21 protein-coding genes are annotated in these 21,575 nt (G+C 34.2%); 13 read left to right on the plus strand and 8 right to left on the minus strand.

Annotated features, from left to right (window positions below):
* Position 1: 1 nt before the first annotated feature.
* The gene (locus ACZ0AH_RS16465) at positions 2 to 1,738 is read right to left on the minus strand and encodes a nickel-dependent hydrogenase large subunit (RefSeq protein WP_463476885.1); all 1,737 of its coding nucleotides are present in this window, start codon (positions 1,736 to 1,738) and stop codon (positions 2 to 4) included.
* Positions 1,739 to 1,754: 16 nt separating this feature from the next.
* Positions 1,755 to 2,879: a hydrogenase small subunit gene (locus ACZ0AH_RS16470; protein WP_463476886.1), complete on the minus strand. Its 1,125-nt coding sequence runs from the start codon at positions 2,877 to 2,879 to the stop codon at positions 1,755 to 1,757.
* A gap of 203 nt (positions 2,880 to 3,082) precedes the next feature.
* Between ACZ0AH_RS16470 and ACZ0AH_RS16475 the strand changes: the two genes are divergently transcribed.
* The 9 genes from ACZ0AH_RS16475 (at position 3,083) to ACZ0AH_RS16515 (ending at position 10,310) form a co-directional block, all read left to right on the plus strand.
* The gene (locus ACZ0AH_RS16475; protein WP_463476887.1) at positions 3,083 to 3,424 is read left to right on the plus strand and encodes a hydrogenase maturation nickel metallochaperone HypA/HybF; all 342 of its coding nucleotides are present in this window, start codon (positions 3,083 to 3,085) and stop codon (positions 3,422 to 3,424) included.
* A gap of 5 nt (positions 3,425 to 3,429) precedes the next feature.
* Positions 3,430 to 4,260, plus strand: a complete 831-nt coding sequence (hypB, locus tag ACZ0AH_RS16480; RefSeq protein ID WP_463476888.1) for a hydrogenase nickel incorporation protein HypB — start codon at positions 3,430 to 3,432, stop codon at positions 4,258 to 4,260.
* 4 nt (positions 4,261 to 4,264) lie between these two features.
* Positions 4,265 to 4,501, plus strand: coding sequence for a HypC/HybG/HupF family hydrogenase formation chaperone (locus ACZ0AH_RS16485; RefSeq protein WP_463476889.1), 237 nt, complete (start codon positions 4,265 to 4,267; stop codon positions 4,499 to 4,501).
* A 9-nt stretch (positions 4,502 to 4,510) separates the two neighbouring features.
* Entirely contained in the window at positions 4,511 to 5,527 is a 1,017-nt protein-coding gene (hypE, locus tag ACZ0AH_RS16490; protein ID WP_463476890.1) for a hydrogenase expression/formation protein HypE, read from the plus strand.
* A 148-nt stretch (positions 5,528 to 5,675) separates the two neighbouring features.
* Positions 5,676 to 6,623 carry an alpha/beta hydrolase gene (locus ACZ0AH_RS16495; RefSeq protein ID WP_463476891.1) on the plus strand — a complete coding sequence of 316 codons (948 nt, stop codon included), beginning with the start codon at positions 5,676 to 5,678 and terminating at the stop codon, positions 6,621 to 6,623.
* 7 nt (positions 6,624 to 6,630) lie between these two features.
* Entirely contained in the window at positions 6,631 to 7,206 is a 576-nt protein-coding gene (locus ACZ0AH_RS16500; protein ID WP_463476892.1) for a hypothetical protein, read from the plus strand.
* Positions 7,207 to 7,292: 86 nt separating this feature from the next.
* Entirely contained in the window at positions 7,293 to 8,174 is an 882-nt protein-coding gene (locus ACZ0AH_RS16505; RefSeq protein WP_463476893.1) for a L,D-transpeptidase, read from the plus strand.
* Between the two features lie 277 nt (positions 8,175 to 8,451).
* On the plus strand, positions 8,452 to 9,042 hold the full coding sequence (locus ACZ0AH_RS16510; protein ID WP_463476894.1) for a TetR/AcrR family transcriptional regulator: 591 nt from the start codon (positions 8,452 to 8,454) through the stop codon (positions 9,040 to 9,042).
* Between the two features lie 119 nt (positions 9,043 to 9,161).
* Entirely contained in the window at positions 9,162 to 10,310 is a 1,149-nt protein-coding gene (locus ACZ0AH_RS16515) for an FAD-dependent oxidoreductase (RefSeq protein WP_463476895.1), read from the plus strand.
* 333 nt (positions 10,311 to 10,643) lie between these two features.
* Here the strand turns inward: ACZ0AH_RS16515 and ACZ0AH_RS16520 are convergent, their stop codons facing one another.
* The 6 genes from ACZ0AH_RS16520 to ACZ0AH_RS16545 all read right to left on the minus strand — a co-directional run bounded on the left by ACZ0AH_RS16520 (position 10,644) and on the right by ACZ0AH_RS16545 (position 16,944).
* Entirely contained in the window at positions 10,644 to 11,036 is a 393-nt protein-coding gene (locus ACZ0AH_RS16520) for a hypothetical protein (protein WP_463476896.1), read from the minus strand.
* Between the two features lie 5 nt (positions 11,037 to 11,041).
* Complete coding sequence (guaB, locus tag ACZ0AH_RS16525) at positions 11,042 to 12,514, minus strand: IMP dehydrogenase (protein WP_463476897.1); 1,473 nt, start codon at positions 12,512 to 12,514, stop codon at positions 11,042 to 11,044.
* Between the two features lie 269 nt (positions 12,515 to 12,783).
* Positions 12,784 to 14,184 (minus strand): DUF5723 family protein, encoded by a 1,401-nt coding sequence (locus tag ACZ0AH_RS16530; protein WP_463476898.1) that lies wholly within the window; start codon positions 14,182 to 14,184, stop codon positions 12,784 to 12,786.
* Positions 14,181 to 14,732, minus strand: a complete 552-nt coding sequence (locus tag ACZ0AH_RS16535; protein ID WP_463476899.1) for a hypothetical protein — start codon at positions 14,730 to 14,732, stop codon at positions 14,181 to 14,183. Before ACZ0AH_RS16535 ends, ACZ0AH_RS16530 begins: the two co-directional genes overlap by 4 nt.
* Before the next feature lie 149 nt (positions 14,733 to 14,881).
* Positions 14,882 to 15,748: a hydroxymethylglutaryl-CoA lyase gene (locus ACZ0AH_RS16540; protein ID WP_463476900.1), complete on the minus strand. Its 867-nt coding sequence runs from the start codon at positions 15,746 to 15,748 to the stop codon at positions 14,882 to 14,884.
* A 161-nt stretch (positions 15,749 to 15,909) separates the two neighbouring features.
* Positions 15,910 to 16,944 carry a quinone-dependent dihydroorotate dehydrogenase gene (locus ACZ0AH_RS16545; RefSeq protein ID WP_463476901.1) on the minus strand — a complete coding sequence of 345 codons (1,035 nt, stop codon included), beginning with the start codon at positions 16,942 to 16,944 and terminating at the stop codon, positions 15,910 to 15,912.
* Positions 16,945 to 17,311: 367 nt separating this feature from the next.
* On the opposite strand from ACZ0AH_RS16545, the gene ACZ0AH_RS16550 reads away from it, so the two are divergent.
* The 4 genes from ACZ0AH_RS16550 (at position 17,312) to ACZ0AH_RS16565 (ending at position 21,437) form a co-directional block, all read left to right on the plus strand.
* Complete coding sequence (locus ACZ0AH_RS16550; RefSeq protein WP_463476902.1) at positions 17,312 to 17,902, plus strand: hypothetical protein; 591 nt, start codon at positions 17,312 to 17,314, stop codon at positions 17,900 to 17,902.
* A gap of 39 nt (positions 17,903 to 17,941) precedes the next feature.
* On the plus strand, positions 17,942 to 19,162 hold the full coding sequence (locus ACZ0AH_RS16555) for an OprO/OprP family phosphate-selective porin (protein WP_463476903.1): 1,221 nt from the start codon (positions 17,942 to 17,944) through the stop codon (positions 19,160 to 19,162).
* A gap of 79 nt (positions 19,163 to 19,241) precedes the next feature.
* Entirely contained in the window at positions 19,242 to 20,204 is a 963-nt protein-coding gene (locus tag ACZ0AH_RS16560; RefSeq protein ID WP_463476904.1) for a DUF6515 family protein, read from the plus strand.
* A gap of 102 nt (positions 20,205 to 20,306) precedes the next feature.
* A complete protein-coding gene (locus tag ACZ0AH_RS16565) occupies positions 20,307 to 21,437 on the plus strand; it encodes a formylglycine-generating enzyme family protein (RefSeq protein ID WP_463476905.1) in 1,131 nt (376 codons plus the stop codon).
* The last annotated feature ends 138 nt before the right edge of the window (positions 21,438 to 21,575 follow it).

Below are 21,575 nucleotides of genomic sequence, written 5' to 3' on the forward strand. Positions count from 1 at the left end.
GTTAAACAATACAAGTTGTAATATCATTTATGGCCTTAATTATTTCGCCTTTTTCATCATATAAATGCACAGCGCATGCAATGCAGGGATCAAAAGAATGTATCGTTCTAATAATTTCTAATGGCAATTCCGCATTTGCAACCGGGGTATTTAATAATGAACTTTCATAAGGTGATCGCTGTCCTTTTGGATCTCTTGGAGAAGCATTCCAGGTTGATGGAACTACTTGCTGATAATTGGCTACTTTGGCATCTTTGATCACAATCCAGTGGTTCAAAGCACCTCTTGGAGCTTCTACAATTCCTACTCCTTTCGATTCTTTTGGCCAGGTTGAAGTTTCCCATTTTTCCATGTTGGCCATTTTGGTATCTCCATTTTTGATATTATTGATCAAATTATCAAAAAATTCTAAGTTCCAATTGGCAACCAATTGCGATTCTAAAGCTCTTGCAGCCGTTCTTCCTAAAGTCGAAAATAAGGCTCCGGCAGGAACTTGTAATTTAGATAAAGCTGAATCTATAATTTCTTTAAACTCTTCTCTTCCGGAAGCATAACCAACTAACATTCTTGCCAATGGACCTACTTCCATCGCATGACCTTTCCATCTTGGCGTTTTTATAAAGCTATATTTTTTATCTACATCTAAATGCGTGTAAGGCGGTTTTGGGCCTGTGTAGTTTATTTTGGTTTCTCCGCTCCAGGGTTGTTTTCCTAAATTTCCATCTCCTTCATAATCATACCAGGAACTATTTACATACTCTTCTACGGTTTTTAGATCTCTTAAATCTAAGTCATGAACTTTGGTTAAATCCTTATTTAAAATAACTCCTGACGGAAATTTGAAATTGATATCATTGGTATTATTATGTCCCTGCATAGGAAATTCTCTGGAAGACATAAAATTATGAAACCCGCCAATAGCACCCCAATCCTTATAATAACCAGCAATAGCCAGAACATCCGGAAGATAAACTTGTTCTACAAATCTTTTTCCTTCTTCTAAAAGCTGTCTTACATGAGCTAGTCTTTCTGCATTTAAACCACTTGCATCGTCAAGATTTATGGAGCAAGCCATACCTCCTACCAAAAAGTTAGGATGTGGATTTTTACCTCCAAAAATAGCATGAACTTTTACAATTTCTTTTTGCCATTCTAAGGCTTCCAGATAATGCGCTGTAGCCATTAAATTAGCCTCAGGCGGTAATTTCATTTGAGGATGTCCCCAATATCCATTTGCAAAAATGCCCAGTTGACCACTTGCTACAAATCGTTTTAATCTTTTTTGTAAATCTGAGAAATAACCCGGCGAGCTTTTTGGCCAATTTGAAACTGATTGTGCCAATTGCGATGTTTTTACCGGATCTGCGTTTAAACCACTGATTACATCGACCCAATCAAAAGCATGAAGATGATAAAAATGAACTACGTGATCGTGCAGGTACAAAGCGCCAAGCATCATATTTCGAACCATTTCGGCATTTGGCGGAACTACAATTCCAAGCGCATCTTCAACAGAACGTATTGAGGCTGTAGCATGCGAAGCCGTGCAAACCCCACAAGTACGTTGTACAAATGCCCAAACATCTTTTGGGTTTCTGTCTTTTACAATATTTTCAAGACCCCTAACCATCGTAGAAGATAAAAAAGCTTCTTGTATCGTACCATCAGAGATTTCTACTTCGGCTCTAAGATGTCCTTCTATTCTAGTAATGGGATCAACCACTATTCTTTCTGACATTTTTTTATCTTTTATATTATAAATCTTCTAATTTTTTTTCGTTTTCGATGCCTTGATTTATTCCGTCATTCAGCTCTTTTCTTTTAGAAGCATTCGAAATAACAGCATGCGCTCCAAGTCCAACTACGGTCGCTCCCAGCGCTAGTTTTCCTAAAGTATCAGCATTTAACTCGACATCGCCTCCTATTGATAAATCTCTGGAATAGAAACTTCCGGCATCCCAAAAATCTTTGGCGCTACAGCCTAAACAACCGTGTCCGGATTGAATTGGGTAACTTACTCCACCATTCCATTTCATGTTTCCGCAGGCATTGTAAGTACTCGGTCCTTTACAGCCCACTTTGTATAAACAATATCCTTTTTTGGCATTTTCATCATCAAAATTTTCAGCAAATAATCCTGCGTCAAAATATGGTCGGCGGTAGCAGCTGTCATGAACTCTTTTTGAATAAAATGCTTTTGGTCTGCCTGCACTGTCTAATTCAGGTAATTTTCCGAAAGCCACAACGTGTACAATAATACCCGCCATAACTTCCCCTATTGGAGGACAGCCCGGCACATTGATTATGGGTTTATCTGTAATGATTTTATTGATAGGCACAGCGCCTGTAGGGTTTGGTTTTGCAGCCTGCACGCATCCTGATGTTGCACAGCTTCCCCAGGCAATAATTGCTTTTGCGCCTGCCGCAGATTCTTTTAGTATTTCTACAGCACTTCGGCCTCCAATACAGCAGTAATTTCCATCGGCTCCCATCGGGATAGAACCTTCCACACAAAGAATATATTCTCCTTTGTATTTATCCATTGTGGCTTTTTTAGCCGCTTCCGCCTGATGACCGGATGCCGCCATTAAGGTTAATGTATAATCTAAAGAAATTTTGTCCAAAATAATATCTGCAACGATAGGATGATCTGAACGAATAAAAGATTCGCTGCAACAGGTACATTCCTGAAAATGTTCCCAGATGACAGGTAATCTTGGTGTTGTTTCTAATGCCTTTGTAATTTGTCCAATAGCAGAGCTCTGAACCCCCATGTAAGCTCCTATATAAGCTACGAATTTTAAAAAATCCCTTCTATTGTAGCCCTGCCTTTCTATACTATTATAATAGGTCTCATTAATTTTTTCTCTATCCTCCATCTGAATTAATTTTTAAAATACCTCATCCTTTTTTACTTTACTGGATAGCTAATAATGCAAACAAACTCTTCATTCTATATATTTTTGCCAAATTTTATCTAATATTTATAGTAATTATATGACAAATGTCATATTGTTCTTTTTTTTATCAACTTAAATTGCTCCTGAAAAATGTCTTTATCCTAAAGAAAAAAATTATCGATATGCATGAACTTTCTATTGTCTCTTCGATTGTAAAAACAGCGCATGAAGAGGTGGTTAAAATTAAAGGGCAAAAAATTTTAGCCATTTATCTGGAAATAGGAAAATTGTCCGGAATCGAGATGGATTCTTTCTATTTTATTTGGCCACAATGTATTAACAATAGTGTTTTAGATAAGGCGAAGTTGTTTGTGGATCAACCAATTGGAAAAGGCAAATGTGCGGAATGTGGCCATATCTTTTTTATCGAAAAAATATATGACAGCTGCCCCGATTGCAATAGTCCTTTCAAAGAAATTTTGACTGGTAAAGAACTAAAAATCAAAAAATTAATTATAAAATAAATTGTATGTGTACCACTTGCGGATGTAGTTCAGATGAGAATGAAGTAAGATTTACTAAAATGGGCGAAAAACATTCTCATAATACTAATTTTCACCATCATCATAATAATGAGTTGTTTCATGATCATGAACACGATCACGACCATCATCATGACCACGATAATAGTCATCATCACAGTCACGAAATAAACATTGTACAATTAGAAAAAGATATTTTACAAAAAAACCAGTTAAAGGCTGAAAGAAACAGAGGGTATTTTGAAGCCTTAAATATTTTTTCAATCAACCTGGTCAGTTCTCCCGGATCTGGTAAAACATCTTTATTAGAACGAACAATTGCCGATTTAAAAAATAAAATAGATTTCTCTGTTATTGAAGGAGACCAGCAAACTACAAATGATGCAGACCGAATTCATAAACTTAATGTTCCTGTTATCCAAATAAATACCGGAAAAGGCTGTCATCTTGATAGCGAAATGATTTCGAGAGCCATTAAGGAATTAAAACCAAAACCGGATTCTATCATGATGATTGAAAATGTTGGAAATTTAGTTTGTCCTGCTATGTTTGATCTCGGAGAATCTAAGCGTATTGTAATTATATCGGTAACTGAAGGTGAAGACAAACCGTTAAAATATCCAGATATGTTTGATGGATCGCAGGTTTGTATTATCAATAAAATTGACTTGCTGCCGTATTTAAAATTTGATTTAAATAAATTGAAAGAATACGCAAAAAAGGTAAATCCAAAACTAGAGTTTTTTGAAGTTTCTGCCACATCAGGAGAAGGATTAGAAGCTTGGTACACGTATTTAAAACAATCTGTAAAACAATAATAGTATGTGTCTAGCTATTCCGGGTCAGCTCAAAAGAGTAACCACACAACTTGATGAAACGTTTAGAATTGGCGAAGTTTCTTTTGAAGGAATTATTAAAGAAGTAAACTTAACACTTGTTCCTGAAGCAAAAGAAGGCGATTATGTTTTAGTGCATGTTGGTGCCGCTATTGGAATTATTGATGAAGAAGAAGCAAAACTCACCATGGCGGTTTTAAAGGAAATGGGTGAAGAAATTTAAATGTAAAAGATGAGTAATTCTACAAGTTCAGAAGCAATTTACCTGCATCACGGAAGTGGTGGAGAACACATGACGCAATTATTAAACAATGTCATTTTAAAAATTTTAAAAAATGATATTTTAGATGTTCGCCACGACGGCGCTTTTATAAATCTGCAAGGCAGCTTAGCATTTTCTACCGATAGTTATGTGATTTCTCCAGTATTTTTCAAGGGAGGAAATATTGGCGAACTTGCTGTAAACGGTACTGTAAATGACCTTTCAATGTGTGGTGCGATTCCTAAATACCTTTCTTTATCCTTAATAATCGAAGAAGGTTTTAGCTTAGATGAATTTACTCAAATCATCAAATCTGTGAAATCTGCAGCCGACAAAGCTGGCGTTTTTATAGTTACCGGAGATACAAAAGTGGTCGAAAAAGGGAAAGGTGATAAAATTTATATCAATACTTCAGGAATCGGAATTGTTCATCAAAACACAGCTATAAAAATTCAAAATATTCTTAAAAACGATGCTGTTCTTATAAATGGTCCCATTGCATCTCACGGAATGGCGATTATGTCAGAGCGGGAAGGTCTTGAATTTGAAAGTGATATTTTGAGCGATACCACAAACTTAAATGAAATTGTTTTTGATCTAATTGAAAAATATGGCGATAAAATTCATTTTTTGAGAGATGCTACGCGCGGCGGATTAGCCTCTGTATTACACGAAATCGTAACGGAAAGCAATTTTGGAATTACACTTTTTGACGAAAACATTAAAGTCGAAAATCAGGTAAAAAGTGCCTGCGAATTACTTGGACTTGATCCTTTGTATGTAGCAAATGAAGGTGTATTTGTTTGTATCGTTGATGAAAAAATTAAAGAAGATGTATTGAAAGTTTTACAAAACGCAAATCCAAATGCCTCGTGTATTGGTTTTGTTACTCCTGAACATCCTTCAAAAATAGTGGTTAAGAGTGCATTTGGAGGAAAACGGGTTTTATCGCCACTAATTGGGGAACAATTACCCCGAATTTGTTGATTTATTTAAATTGTTATTTTATTTCGTTTTTTAAATTTCCTGATTCATTTTTTTGAGTATTTTTAGATTCAAAATATACACAGTTTGAGTATAATTTGAAACCTGTTGAATAAGGACAATATCGTTCTTTTTATTACACAAACTCTCAATGAAATTATTTAAAAATTGGAAAAAATATAGTATTCTCATCCTGATTGTTTTTCTATTTGTCAATATTATTGCTTTTTTTCATGCCTACAAATTTACCCATTTTACAGAAAACGAATCTGTAAAAACTGATAGTCCCGAAAAACTATCTTCGTTTGAAAAGGCAAAAACTTTATTTTTTGGAGTGAATAATCCTAAACCAAAAAATACAAAATTTCCTCTTCAAAAATATCAAACCTTAAGATTAAAAAGCAATAAGGAAATTGAATGTTGGTTAATCAAAACTAAAAATTCAAAAGGAACAATTATTCTATTTCATGGTTATGGTGGAAACAAATCTGCAATGATTGATAAATCTAATGAATTTATAAAACTTGGCTTCAATACAATGCTTGTAGATTTTATGGGAAGTGGAAACTCAGATGGAAATCAAACTACAATTGGATATAAAGAAGCTGAAGAAGTAAAAACAACATTTGATTATTTAACGCAAACAGGAGAAAAAAACATATACTTATTTGGTACTTCCATGGGAGCGGCTGCAATAATGAAATGTATTAATGATAACCAAATAAAACCAAAAGGAATAATAATCGAATGTCCGTTTGGTACAATGTACGAAACAGTTTGCGCGAGATTCAATAAAATGAATGTACCAACTTTTCCAATGGCTGGGATTTTATTGTTTTGGGGAGGAATTGAAAATGGTTTTTGGGGATTTAGCCATAACCCGACTGCATATGCAAAAACTATAAGCTGTCCAACTTTATTATTGTATGGAGAAAAAGATAAAAGTGTTAGCCGAAAAGAAATCGATGAAATTTATGCGAATTTGAAAGGTCTAAAAAAACTAAGCATCTATAAAAATACGGGACATGAAAACTACCTGATAAAAAACCAAGTAGAATGGACTAAGAATGTTTCTGAATTTCTAACCAGCATTAAATAAAGAATCAATGCTAGACGCTTCTAAAAATAAAATCAATATCTGGCAAGAATTTGCAAAAGAAACCAATGGAACTTTTGCAGAAGGCTATTCCTGGCGATCGGATTCGGCAACAATTGAATACAAAAATTGGAAAATTGTTTTTGATAATTATAGACTGTGGTCAGGAAAACATAGTAGTTTCCTAACGCGTGTTATTGCACCAATTGCGGTAAAAGATAATTTGAAATTTGAAATTTACAACGAAGGATTTATCCGTAAAATAGAAAAAATATTTGGAGCACAAGATATTCAAATTGGTTATCCTGATTTTGATAAAGCGTTTACTATCAAAAGCAATAATGAGTTTAAAACAAAAACATTATTACGTAATAAAGAAATCAGAAACAGTATTATATTACAAAAGGAAGTAAATATCCAGATTTGTGATCAAAAAGGAATTTGGGAGGGAAAACTTCCGGAAAATGAATTTGAATTATCATATTATATGGATGGTAAAGTCGATAATCTTGAAACTTTAAATTCATTGTTTGAACTTTTTAAAGTGTTACTGGACGAAATGTTTGAACTGAAATTAATCTTGTAAATGAGAATCAAATAAACAAATCAAAAAATTGTGTAAGCTTTTTAAGAGGTGAATAAAATAACTTTACAGTAATAAAAAACCAGTTTATGAAAAAGTTATATTACACATCAAATATCCTCCTTGTACTTGTCTTAGTTTTATTAGGTTCATGCAAAAAAAATGAGTCAACTGAAACAAAAGAGAAAGCTAAACCCAAAAAAACAATTGAACATACAAAGCCAAAATCTGTTTCGTATCACTTTGAAAAAACAAAAGAATGGCTAAAAGCTAATGAAACTGACAGTAGTAAATTGCGTATTGCATTTGCTTTAAACAGAACCGATAAAGCCAATTTTGCTAAATTAGATTCAGTTGTAATTCCTGAGGATTTTAGTGGCGATATAGTTTATTATCTTCCGTTTCCAACACATGTAGCAGCTTTAGAAGATATTTCAAAAGTAATTATTTTTTCTTATCCCGCTCAGGCTTTTGCCGCATACGAAAATGGCGAATTGGTTCTTACAGGTCCCACTAACATGGGAAGAAAAAAAGATCCTACTCCAACCGGATTATTTTTCACGAATTGGAAAGCCGAAAAAACAACCAGCACTTTTAACGACGAATGGGATTTAAAATGGAATTTTAATATCGAAAATAAATTAGGCGTTGGTTTTCACGAATATGCATTACCTGGATATCCAGCTTCGCATTCTTGTTTAAGATTACAAGAAAGTGACGCCAAATATCTTTATAAATGGGCCGATGAATGGATCTTAAAAGATAAAGAAAATGTAAAAGTTAAGGGAACTCCGGTAATTGTTTTTGGAAGTTATAATTTTGATGGACCAAAACCATGGCTCGGATTAGTTAAAGATCCTAAAGCGCTGGATATTTCAGAATCTGAAATAGAAACCCAAACCCAACCTTTTTTACAAAAGATTTTAGACAATCAAAAGCTTAGAGAAGGCGAGCAAACTCCTACTCCATAATTATAGCATATATTTTAAAAGTTATTATAAAAACTAATTTTCAATTTCCTTACAGATTCAGCCGATACTAAATGTATTGGCTGTTTTTTTTGTATTAAAGTCGCGAAGACGCAAAGCTATTGATTTGTCAATTTCGACGAAGGAGAAATCTTCGTCCGAAATGACATAAAATGAGAAAAACCTTGTACTCTGAAACTTTGCAACTTTGCATCTTTTTTTAATAAATAAGCGAACGTTCATTTATTTTTAATATATTTGCATCATAATAAATCAGATTATGAGAACAAGAGATAATAATAAAGAAGAAATTGTAAAGCAAAAAGCCATAGAAATGCTGGTTTCACAAGGTGTTGAAGGTTTTGGTATGAACCGATTAGCGAAAGAATGTAGCATTTCTGTAGCGACACTTTATATATATTATTCTGATAAAGAAGATTTGATTCGGAAGATTGGAATTGATATTGGAAAAAAATTCTTTGAAGAAATGCTTGTCGGATTTTCTCCAGAAATGTCATTTGTAGAAGGTTTACGCAAACAATGGGAAAACAGATCAAGATATACAATCCAGTTTCCTTTGCAAGTTGATTGTATAGAACTCTTAAAACATTCGACTTACGGCGATGCTATTTTATCTGAAATCACTACAGACTTTAAGGAACAAATGTCAAAATTTATTACCAAGTCTATCGAAAAGAAAGAACTTCTTGCTATCACGTTTGAAGTTTTTTGGAGCATTGCTTATGGAACGCTTTATTCTCTTTTAGAACTTCACAGAGAAGGAAAATCCATGTCCGGAAAGCCGTTTGTTTTCACAAAAGAAATAAATGATGAAGCTTTTAATCTAGTTATAAAAGCTTTGACGCCTTAAAATAAATATCAATGACAATATCAATGACAATATCAAAAGTTAATTGCAATTGCAATGTCAAAATTCAATTGTAATGACAATCAATTTCAATCATACAATATCAATTAAATAAAATACAAATGAATACTTCACTTATAGAAAATAAAAAAATTGCCATTATTGGTGGCGGACCAGTTGGATTAACTACTGCCAGAATTTTACAAATTAATGGCGCTGATGTAACGGTTTACGAAAGAGATTTAAATGCACAAGCCAGAACTTCAGGCGGAACGCTGGACATTCATGCTGATTCAGGACAAAAAGCGATTCAAAAAGCGGGTTTAATGGAGGAATTCTATAAATACGCAAGACCAACCGGTGAAAAAATGGCTGATATGCACGGAAATATAACTTCGGATGAAATTCCAACTGAAGAAAATGCTTATTCAAGACCTGAAATCGACCGAAACGATTTAAGAAAAATTATGTTGGACAATCTTCAGGAAAATACAGTTGCATGGGACAGTCAATTGACAAATATTGAAAAAGTTGGGGAACAGTATTTTTTGGAATTCAAAAACGGAAATAAAGTTACTGCTGACTTTGTAATTGTTGCCAATGGAGGAAGATCAAATGCCCGAAAATTTGTAACCGATAAAGAACCTCCACTTTCCGGAACTTATATTATTCAGGGTGAAATCGAAAATCCAGATCACGATTATCCGGAATTTAAACCTAAATATGGTGACGGAAATGTAATGGCAATGGGCGAACAAAAAATGTTTTATACACATACTTTACGCGACGGATCAATACATTTTGGAGTTTCTTTTAAAGCTGATGAGAACTGGGTTTTAAACCACGGTATTGCGTTTGAAGATAATACTTCGGTTATTGCTTTTTTAAACAAAACTTTTGAAAATTGGGGCGACGATTATAAAAAATTCTTCTCTGCTGCTACAGATTTCTCTGGCTTGCCTCTAAGATTATTTTCTTTGGAAGAGCCCTGGAAAAAACATTCAAATATTACTTTAGTCGGTGACGCAGCGCATTTAATGCCTCCATTCGCAGGAGAAGGTGTGAATATGGGCTTGTTAGATGCTTATCATTTAACAGAAAATTTAACTAATGGTGAATTTTCAGATTTACAATCGGCTATTGATGATTACGAGCAAAAAATGTTTGGTTATGCTTTAGAAGCACAGCGAATGACAAAAAAAATGGAAGGGTTATTACATTCTGATATTACTGCTGAAGATATTTTGAATAGTCGTGGTGGTGAGAATTAAATAATTTTTTTTCACCATATAAGTGATATAAGTTCATTTTAATCGGACGTTAAATAGATTGCGCATGGCATGTCATTGCGAGGAACGAAGCAACCTCACTAATAATTGACATAAGTTTTGATTTTGCAAATGTGGTTGCTTCGTTCCTCGCAATGACAATGCAAACGAAATATTCTTATGAAAACTACTGTCCTAGCCCCGATAGAAGTGGAAATCCTTTTGTGGCGGGGTTCGCCACAAAAGATTATAACGGATAGCGGGATTAGCTGCAAAAAAACAAAAAAAGGCGTAAGAATCAAACTCTTACGCCTTTTTGTTAATTATCTAAATATTCTAACAAATTAATATTTCAACTTCATCTAACTGAATTTGCTTCTGTTTTATTCCAAATAGCTTTTTTAACAAATTAAAAATACTAAATGGATTGGTCCCGATCATTGAATGAGTTACTGTTAAGTCTTCATAATTATGAACAGAAATTCTATACCTTGACTTATTAGCAACCTGAAAGCTAAAAAATTTCACAGCTCTTTTTCTATTTTTATAATCTCGGGGTTTTAAGTTTTTTTCTCTTAAAAGCATTGATTCATTTGTTTTTAAATCAATAATTTCAACAAAAAAATCATCATTTACCTTTACATCAAAACCACCTAAAATATAGATATCATAAAATCCATAATACAATTCAACTTCAAGAACATCTTTTAATTTAAACTCTAAATTCATTAAAATTATCTCGAATAATTTGGAGCTTCTTTAGTGATTGTAACATTATGTGGATGACTTTCAGTAATTCCGCTTGACGTGATTCTTACAAAACGTCCGGTTTCTTGTAAAGTCGGGATGTCTTTTGAACCACAGTATCCCATTCCGGCACGAAGACCTCCAACAAACTGAAGCATACTTTCGTTTAATTCACCTTTGTAAGGAACACGACCTACGATTCCTTCCGGAACTAATTTTTTAACGTCGTCTTCAACATCCTGAAAATAACGGTCTTTTGAACCGGTTTGCATGGCTTCAACTGAACCCATTCCGCGGTATGATTTGAATTTTCTTCCTTCAAAGATGATCGTTTCACCCGGAGATTCTTTTGTTCCTGCCAATAATGAACCCAACATTACACAGTCAGCTCCTGCAGCGATTGCTTTAGGAATATCACCTGTATAACGAATTCCACCATCTGCAATTACCGGAACTCCAGTTCCTTTTATAGCAGCTGCTACTTCAAGAACTGCTGAAAATTGAGGAAAACCAACACCTGCAACGATACGGGTTGTACAGATAGAACCCGGTCCGATTCCTACTTTTACACCATCAGCTCCATTTTCAACTAAATATTTAGCTGCTTCCGGAGTTGCAATGTTTCCAACAATTACATCAATATTTGGGAATTTTGATTTTATTTCTTTTAAGGTATTCACAACACCTTCTGTATGTCCGTGAGCTGTATCAATTATGATAGCATCTACTCCGGCATTTACTAATGCTTCTGCTCTTTGAACTGCATCACCTGTAACTCCAATTGCGGCAGCGACTCTTAAACGACCAAAAACATCTTTGTTAGCGATTGGTTTTTGAGTCAATTTTGTAATATCTCTGAAAGTGATTAAACCAACTAATTCATAATTAGCGTTTACAACTGGTAATTTTTCAATTTTATGTCCTTGTAAAACTACTTCGGCTTGTTCTAATGAAGTTCCTTCGGCAACAGTTACTAAGTTTGAACTTGTCATTACCTCAGCGATTGGTCTTGATCCGTTTTTTTCGAAACGTAAATCACGGTTTGTAACGATTCCTTTTAAGATTCTGTTCTCGTCAACGATTGGAATTCCGCCAATTCCGAATTCTTTCATCGCGTTTTTTGCATCTGCAATTGTCGAAGTCATTGGCAAAGTTACCGGATCGATAATCATTCCTGATTCAGCACGCTTTACTTTTCTAACCTTCGCCGCTTGCTGCTCGATGGTCATATTTTTATGCAAAACACCAATTCCGCCTTCTTGCGCCATAGCAATTGCCATTGCACTTTCGGTAACAGTATCCATAGCAGCTGATACTATAGGAACGTTTAGTGTTATATTTCGTGAAAATTTTGATTTGATACTCACTTCGCGAGGAAGCACATTCGAGTAGTTAGGTACTAATAATACATCGTCGTAAGTTAAACCTTCGCCGATAATCTTGGAGTTGTGTGCTATCATGTTGCAATTTCTAGTTGAATTGCGTGCAAATATAGTGAATAAATTGGAAACTTGATTACTAACTTATTCATAAATTTAACTTTACAGGAAGATTCTTATAAATTAATAAATACCATTTTAACCATATAAGTGATACAAGTTCATTTAATTTCTTAGGTCTAATTGATATTACTTTACGTATAGTTCTCGACTCCGCTCGAACTGACAAGCCATATTACTGGTACTAAAAATGGATGAAATGAACTTACATCACTTATATGGTAAAAAAATCAGTCCTCCGAATTTTGGAAAACCAAGTTGAAACCAAATTGAAATGCGATACTATTAGCTTTTGAGACGTCTTTATATTCGAGGACATTATCAACGAGAACATACATATTTAATTTTCCGAGTGTTCCTGAAAGCCCTAAACCAATGTTTTTATTAGAATACGGATCGAATGTATAAGTGGCTTTAAAATCTAATTTTTCGAAAATACTTCGTTTATAAAAAGCGGTTAAAGCAACGTATGGTTCGGTTGGCATTGTCATGGCAAATAGTTGTCCGCCAACTGCATTTAGATATCTGCTATTGATTTTTCCTTTGCAATTGCATTCATCGCCAGAGCGGGATTCTCCAAATGAATATTGAATTGACGAGTATAATTTTGTTGGCCGCCAAGTCGTGTATTTATTATATAAAGTATCACGCGGAATAGCTTTTTTAAAGTCATCAAAAACATCATCAGGATTATTTGAAGCATCAAAACTAGGATTTGCACCGTTATAAGTATAATTTCCTTTATAGGTTAATGTTTCAATATCTTTTGACTGTTTTATAAAACCCAGATCTATGATACTTGCCGTAAATTGCAGATTATCTTTAATATAATAAGTAATTCCGGCATCAAGGCCCAAACCTAAACTTCCGTTAAAAAAAGTATTGTGCGCAATATCACTCGGAATACTGCCTTCGTATTCGTCTTTGGTAAATTTGCTAAGACCGGAGGTTTTCAATTCTAAATTAGAAGAAATGACCTGATTGTACATATTAGGTCCGTCAATACTTTTTCCCGTATAAATATATCCTGAATTATGGGTTGATGTAGCGTTGGCGCCACTGGAATAAATTTTGGCACGTCCTCCTAAAACAACTTTTTCATTTATTTTTTTATGAAATCCTACATGAAAAACAGAAAGAACCTCAGCTCTAACATTAAGATCGGCGAGATTGAAGGATTTACCAATATAATTTTGATTTCCATCTACTGCTAAAATTGCAATATCTTTTGGAAAGTACATTAAAAAATCAAATTCCTGATAAGCTCCAAACGAAATATAAGATTGACTTTCCTTTCCTCCTACTCTAAAACCTCCTGAAAATATTTCGAGCTGTTGGTTGACCTGAGTTTTATCTTTATTGGATGAATGGTTTATAATATTTCTGACTTTATCATTAAAATCAACGCCGTTATTGCCAAATAAATCATAAGCAGAAAAACTGCTGGATCCTAAATTAGCAGAAATTCCGGATAAAATTGGAACTCCGAAATAAAATTTATACGAAACATCGGCTCCGGGATTTACGAGCAATGATTGCGGAATGGCGGTAAAATTATACAGCACTTCTTTATTTTGAGCAAAGCAGGAAAGCTGAAAACCTAGTACTAAAATCAGATATATTATTCTCATTCGATTTCCATATAAACAGTTGCACCTGAGCGAAATTTTAAATCACCTGTACTATTTTTATCTAATGGAGGTCCAGGCGCCATTGTAACTAAAAAACCTAGTTTTACGGTTCTTTTTAAGAGATCTAATCTTTGGTTTTCGAATACCTCTGTTGGAAATTTAATAATATTTGAGGTTCCTGAATAGGCCGGAACATTATACGAATCTGTTTCAAGTACCTGATCATTAGCATCCAAAAGCATGATATCGATTCTAAATGCTCTGATTATGGTATTTTCGATTTCGAAATCGAGTTCTGCCTTAACCAGATGATCTGAAAAGTATTTATCTCTGAAAGCATCAAAATTAGCTACATCAGGATAGACCTCTAAACTTCCGTCATTTATAAGTTGAGTTGCAGGAATGTCAAAATAAGCCAAATTTGCTACGAAAACAGGTTCCAATTTGAAATCATTAACCTGATCAAAATCTAAATCACTTGAGCATGAAAAGAATAAAGGAACTAAAATTAAAATTTTAGAAATCGTGCTGATAAAGTTTGATTTCATGGCTGAGTATTTGAATAAATATAAACAACGTTATTTGATAGTTGTTTATTGTTTGTATTTATACGTAAATGTAGTCTTTTTATTATTTAATAGTATAATGGGAATATTAAATATTTGTACTTGAAATTATTTTATTTCGTCTTTTTCTTCTAATGAAATTTTCCAAATAATTTTGAAGCTTCGTTATAAGCACTTTCAAAACTTAATGAATTTAAGCCAGTTGATTTTTTATTGGCAGTAAAATAAGAAATCAATTTTTCTGTGGGCATATTTCCTGTCAATTTATCAGTTGCCATTGGGCATCCGCCAAAACCCTGAATTGCGCCATCGAAACGTGTACAGCCAGCTTTAGAAGCGGCATCGATTTTTTCGAACCAGCTGTTTGGTGTTGTATGCAAATGTGCACCAAATTCTATTTGAGGATATTGTGGAATTAAATTGGAGAAAAGATACGTGATCACTTCCGGCGTTGAAGTCCCAACAGTATCAGAAAGGGATAAAATTTTCACTCCCATTTTAGAAAGTCTTTCAGTCCATTCGCTTACAATTTCAACATTCCACGGATCTCCATACGGATTTCCGAAACCCATTGAAAGATAGGTTACTACTTCCTTATTTTTTTTATCGGCAATTTCAAGAATTTCTTCCAATGTTACTAAAGATTCTGCTATAGTTTTATGCGTATTACGCATTTGAAAATTCTCTGATATCGAAAAAGGAAATCCCAGATACTGAATAGATTCCTGTTCTGAAGCCAAAGCAGCTCCTTGTGTATTGGCAATTATAGCCAATAATTTGCTCGTAGTCTGAGAAAGATCAAGTTGTGCCAAAACTTCGGCAGTATCCTGCATTTGCGGAATTGCTTTGGGAGAAACAAAACTTCCAACATCAATGGTATCAAACCCTACGCGAAGCAAAGCCTGAATGTAGATAACTTTATTTTCAGTGGGAATAAAAGTTTTGATGCCTTGCATGGCATCACGAGGACATTCGATAATTTTGATTTCTTTATTCAAAGCTTATTCTTTTGTAAAGGCTAAGTTAGTTTCTTTTTTAAAGAAATAAAAGTTATAATTTTCTTTATTTATATGTATAAAAAATCGGAATATTTTAAATTAATACCTTTTTACAGCATAATTCATAATATTCCGATTTATTTATCAAAAAGATATTGCTTTTACAATTGCTTTAAAATCTTTTTATTGATGGCTTTTATCAATGCCGGGCCTTCATAAATAAATCCGGTATACAATTGTACTAAGCTTGCACCGGCGTTTAATTTTTCGATAGCATCATCTGCAGCATGTATTCCTCCTACTCCAATAATCGGGAATGCTTTATTGCTTTTTTCCGAAAGAAAACGAATTACTTCTGTCGAACGTTTGGTTAATGGCTTTCCTGATAATCCGCCCATTTCTGATTGGTTTTCAGATTGTAAACCATCTCTTGAAATCGTCGTATTTGTTGCAATTACTCCTGCAATTTGAGTTGTTTTTACAATATCAATAATATCCAGTAATTGCTCGTCTGTAAGATCCGGAGCAATTTTCAGTAATATTGGTTTTATTTTTTGAGTGCTTGTTTTTTGCTTTTCAACATTTCTGTTTTGTAAGGTTTGCAACAAAGCTGTCAAAGGTTCTTTATCTTGTAATGCCCTTAAATTTGGTGTATTTGGCGAACTTACATTCACAACAAAATAGTCAGCATGATCAAACAAAGCATCAAAACAAATGACATAATCGTCAACGGCATTTTCGTTTGGCGTTACTTTGTTTTTACCTATATTTCCACCAATTAAAACGCCTGAATTCTTTTTTAAACGTTCTACGGCTTCAAGAACTCCGCCGTTATTAAACCCCATTCGGTTAATAATCGCCTGATCTTCTTTTAAACGGAACAAACGCTTTTTAGGATTTCCTTCCTGTCCAACCGGCGTTACCGTTCCTATTTCGATAAATCCAAAACCAAAATCAGAAAGTTCCTTATACAGCTTCGCATCCTTATCAAATCCTGCTGCAAGTCCAACCGGATTTTTGAATTTAATTCCGAAAACTTCACGTTCTAAACGAGTGTCTTTTACTTCGTAAACTGATTTGATAATGGATGAAACGCCTGGAATTTTTGAAATGAATTTAACAAATGAAAAAGTAAAGTAATGCACTTCTTCCGGATCAAACCAAAAAAGTATTGGACGAATTATCAATTTATACATAGTAAGTGTTGTTGTTGTTTTTCAGGTGGCAAATTTAATTATTATACTTGAAAGTGACTATTTTTTATAAAAACAAATCATAAGAGTTTCAAAATCTATTCTTATAAATTGAAGATTGTTATAACACCCTAAATACAAACTCATTATACAAAGGAAAGTTTATCCTCAAAAACTTAAAATATTTTAAATTGCAAAATCATAAGCGAAAATGAATTTTTAACGTTGCAAATTATAAAATGAAACAATGTCAAGTCTTTCAATATCCCTTTTAGATCTTTTAATAATTAATTTTGAATGAAACAATAAATATTAAGAAAATCCTTGTTTTGAAACAATCATAATTGTTTGATTTTAAATTCATAATAAAATGCTGTATAGAAATAGTTCTTTCAATAAATCCTTTCTTTTTATACTAGTTTTTAGTTCGATTGGCAGTATTAAATCTATTGCTCAGGAAAATATTAAAAAAGAAGCTTTTAAGCCGCATCATCAAATTGGAATTTCAATTAATCATGTTCATGTATTTGAAGGAATTGACGATGACGGAAACAGAGAAGTTCTGGCATTACCAGCCTGGGGAATTGATTATACTTATCATCTAAGTCAAAAATGGGCAATTGGCCTGCATACCGATTTTATTATTGAAAAATTTAAAGTCGAAAAAAATCTTGCTAGCGGCGAAGACAAAGAAACCGTTGAAAGAAGTTATCCTATTGCTCCTGCCCTTATGGGAATTTATAAACTCAACGATCACTGGAGTTTTTTACTGGGAATGGGAGGCGAATTTGCTAAGGAAGAAGATTTTCTTTTAACGCGTGCCGGAGCTGAATATGGTTATGAACTACCAAAAGGATGGGAAATATTTGGAACTTTTAGTTACGACATTAAATGGAATGCGTATGATAGCTGGGGAATTGGATTAGGAATTGCTAAAAATTTTGGAAGAAAGAATAATTAGAAAATCGTTATCAAATTTTGTGTAAACTCAATAAAACGTATGCATTATCAAAACAAAATAATATACCTAAAAAAAGGTTTGGCTGTAATCATACTGTTCTTATTTAGTATAGCTGGTCAGGCACAGTTAGAAAAAGATACCACCAAAATTATTACTTTTAGATATGGTGATAAAGGAATTGAATTAAGAACGAAAGACAATAAATTCCTTTTTCAGTTACAAAGCCGTTTACAGTTTAGGTTTTCTACTCCAAATGATCAGGATCCTTTAACTTATGATGATTACAGTCAGGATAAACAAACTACTTTTAAGATTAATCGTGCCAGGTTAAAAGTTGGCGGACATGCTTTTGAGCCCTGGCTGAAATATTATTGGGAATACGAACTGAGCCAGTCTAATTTATTGGATTTTAGAATCATGGTTGAAAAATGGGAATGGCTAAGTTTTAAAGCCGGCCAATGGAAAGTTGAATATACACGAGAACGATTCATAAGCAGCGGCGAACAGCAAACTGTAGATCGATCTTTAATTAATCGCCAGTTTACCGCAGACAGACAAATGGGAGTTGAAATCTACGGTCATCTTAAAGGAAAGGGAATTGCTGATTTTAATTATTGGGCAGCTGCCCTAACCGGAACTGGTAGAGGAAATACTTCAAACGATGATAATAATCTAATGTATTTTGGTCGTGCACAATGGAATTTTCTGGGGAGATTTCTGGATTTTGAAGGTAGCGATTTGGAATTTCATGAAAAACCAACTCCAATTATCGCTTTTTCAGGATTAACAAATCGTAGTCCGTATACTCGATTTTCGCAATCCGGAGGCGGTTATTTAGAAGGTTATGAAAACGGACTTCCGGGGCAATATCGTGTAAACCAATGGAATTTTGAAACTGCATTTATGTATCATGGTTTTTCATGGCAAAGCGAATGGCACACCAAACAAATTATAGATAAACTTAATAATGATGATACAACAACCTTAAAAGGATATTATGTTCAGGCTGGATATTTTTTTCATAATGTTTTTAATTGGTGGCCGGAACATTTAGAAATGGCCGGAAGACATGCGGCATACCGGCCTGATAATACCATTAGACAGAATTTGCAGGACGAAACTACGATAGCTTTTAACTGGTTTTTTAAAGGACATAAAAACAAACTTACATCTGAATTTAGTTATTTCAGTTTTCAGGACAAAACCCTCCCTCTGGAAGCCGGTTGGCGATTTAGGATTCAATGGGATATTTCTTTATAAATCACCTTAAAATATTGTCACTATTTTCGTATTGAAATTATTTTTTTTTAATAACTTTAGCTAATATAAAACTCTGAAAATGAAAAGTATAAAAAGAATTCTTAGAAAAACAGCACTGATGTGTTTAATGGGATCATTTTTTTTGATTTCAATTGATAGTATAGCACAACGTCATGGCGGTGGTGGTGCGCACAGAGCTGGCGGTGGCGTTCAGGCGAGACCTGCAAGACCTGCAACACAGGCAAGACCTGCAGTAAACAGACCAGCATCAGGATCTGGAATTAAAAAACCAACAACTGCCAACAGACCTGGATATAATGGAAGCGGAACCAAAATTAACAGACCTTCAACAGGTATAAATAATAGAAATTCAAATACTATAAACAGAAATAAAACAGGAAACAAAAACACCAATATTAGCGGTAATACAATTAATAGAAACCGAAATAATGTAAATATCAATGTAAACAATAGTGTACATGTACGCAACAACCGTAATACAATAGTAAGACCCGGCGTAAGACCATATGTTCGCCCTCCTTACGTATATGCCGGTTATCGATATCGTGCTTATAACCCTTATTTCTTTCATCCATACAGACCTTTTTATTGGGGACCAGTTTGGCATCCGTGGGGATTTTTTGTGGCGACGTTAGCCGTTACTGCAATTGTGGTAAGTGTAGAAAGTACCCAATATCATTATGATCAGGGCGTTTGGTATACACCTACAAGCGGAGGTTATACAGCTGTGCCCGCGCCAGTTGGAGGAACCGTAAATAATATTCCGAGTGGTGCCGAGACCGTAAATACAGGAACAGTCAATAATTATTATTACGGAGGAACGTATTATGAAAAAGACGGCAGCAGTTATAAAGTAGTTGCACCAACAGCAGGAACTCTTGTAGACAACTTGCCAGAAGGCGGTGAAGAAGTGACTATAGGAGATGTAAAATATGTAAAATTTGGAGAAACATATTATCAACCCGTTCAGGTTGACGGTAAAGACAAATACGAAGTTGTTCAGGTTGAGGAAGATAAATAAAACTATAGTAACCTTATCAAATAAATAGAGTTTTATAAAGTTATTTTTTTTAATTTTATCGTTCTATTGCCAAAACCACTATTTAGATTAAAAATAATTATAATGAAAAATAAAACCTACTGGATTTTAGCCATACTTACAATATCCATCATTTCAATTGCTTATGGATACACAAAACTAATTGTTCCAAAACAAAAATTGGCTGCAATGGATTGTGCGGAAACTCCAAATACTTCAGAATCTTCATTATTTAAACCTACAATCGAAAATAAAAACAAACCATCAGGCAAAGTTCCTAAAGGAATGGTTTGGATTCCAGGCGGAGAATTTTCGATGGGAAGCAACGTTGAAGATGAAAGTTTGTGCAGCATAAAAGGTGTTACAAAAGATGCCGCGCCTATACACAGGGTTTATGTAGACGGTTTTTATATGGATCAGACTGAAGTTACAAACGAACAATTTGAAGCTTTCGTAAAAGCGACAGGTTATGTAACATTAGCTGAAATAAAGCCAACTCACGAAGAATATCCTGATGCTCCAATAGAAAATTTAATTGCAGGATCAGCAGTTTTCACACCTACTCCCGCTAAAGTCGATTTAGGCAATTATATGCAATGGTGGTCTTATGTTCATGGTGCTGACTGGAGACATCCGGAAGGAGCCGGAAGTTCTATAAAAGGAAGAGAGAAATATCCTGTAGTTCAGGTTTCTTATGACGATGCCGCTGCTTATGCAAAATGGGCAGGCAAAAGATTACCAACTGAAGCCGAATGGGAATTTGCTGCTCGCGGCGGAAAATCAGGACAGCTTTATGCGTGGGGAAACACATTAAAACCTAAAGGAAAATTTCAGGCAAATATTTATCAGGGACACTTTCCTATCGAGAAAGGCGATACTGGCGAAGATGGTTATATTGGTATTGCGCCAACTGCCCAATTTGAACCAAATCCTTATGGTCTTTATGATATTGGCGGAAATGTTTGGGAATGGACAAACGATTGGTATACTGCAGATTATTACTCTGTTATAAGCGAAGAAGGCAAAGTGGTCAAAAATCCGCAAGGTCCTGAATCATCATACGATCCCGGAGAACCCAACTTACCTAAAAAAGTACAACGTGGCGGGTCATTTTTATGTACAGATCAATATTGTACACGTTATATGGTAGGAACCAGAGGAAAAGGCGATTATAAATCACCTGCGAACCATATTGGTTTTAGATGCGTTCAGTAAACTGTCTTAAAAAAAGTTAGCCACGAATTCACGAATTAATTTAAATATAAAATCCAATTTAGCGAATTGTAATTCGTTAAATTGGATTTTATATTTAGCATGCAACCACTATTTATTAGCAAAAATTCTTGAATTCGT

Source organism: Flavobacterium sp. AC105 (assembly GCF_979258495.1).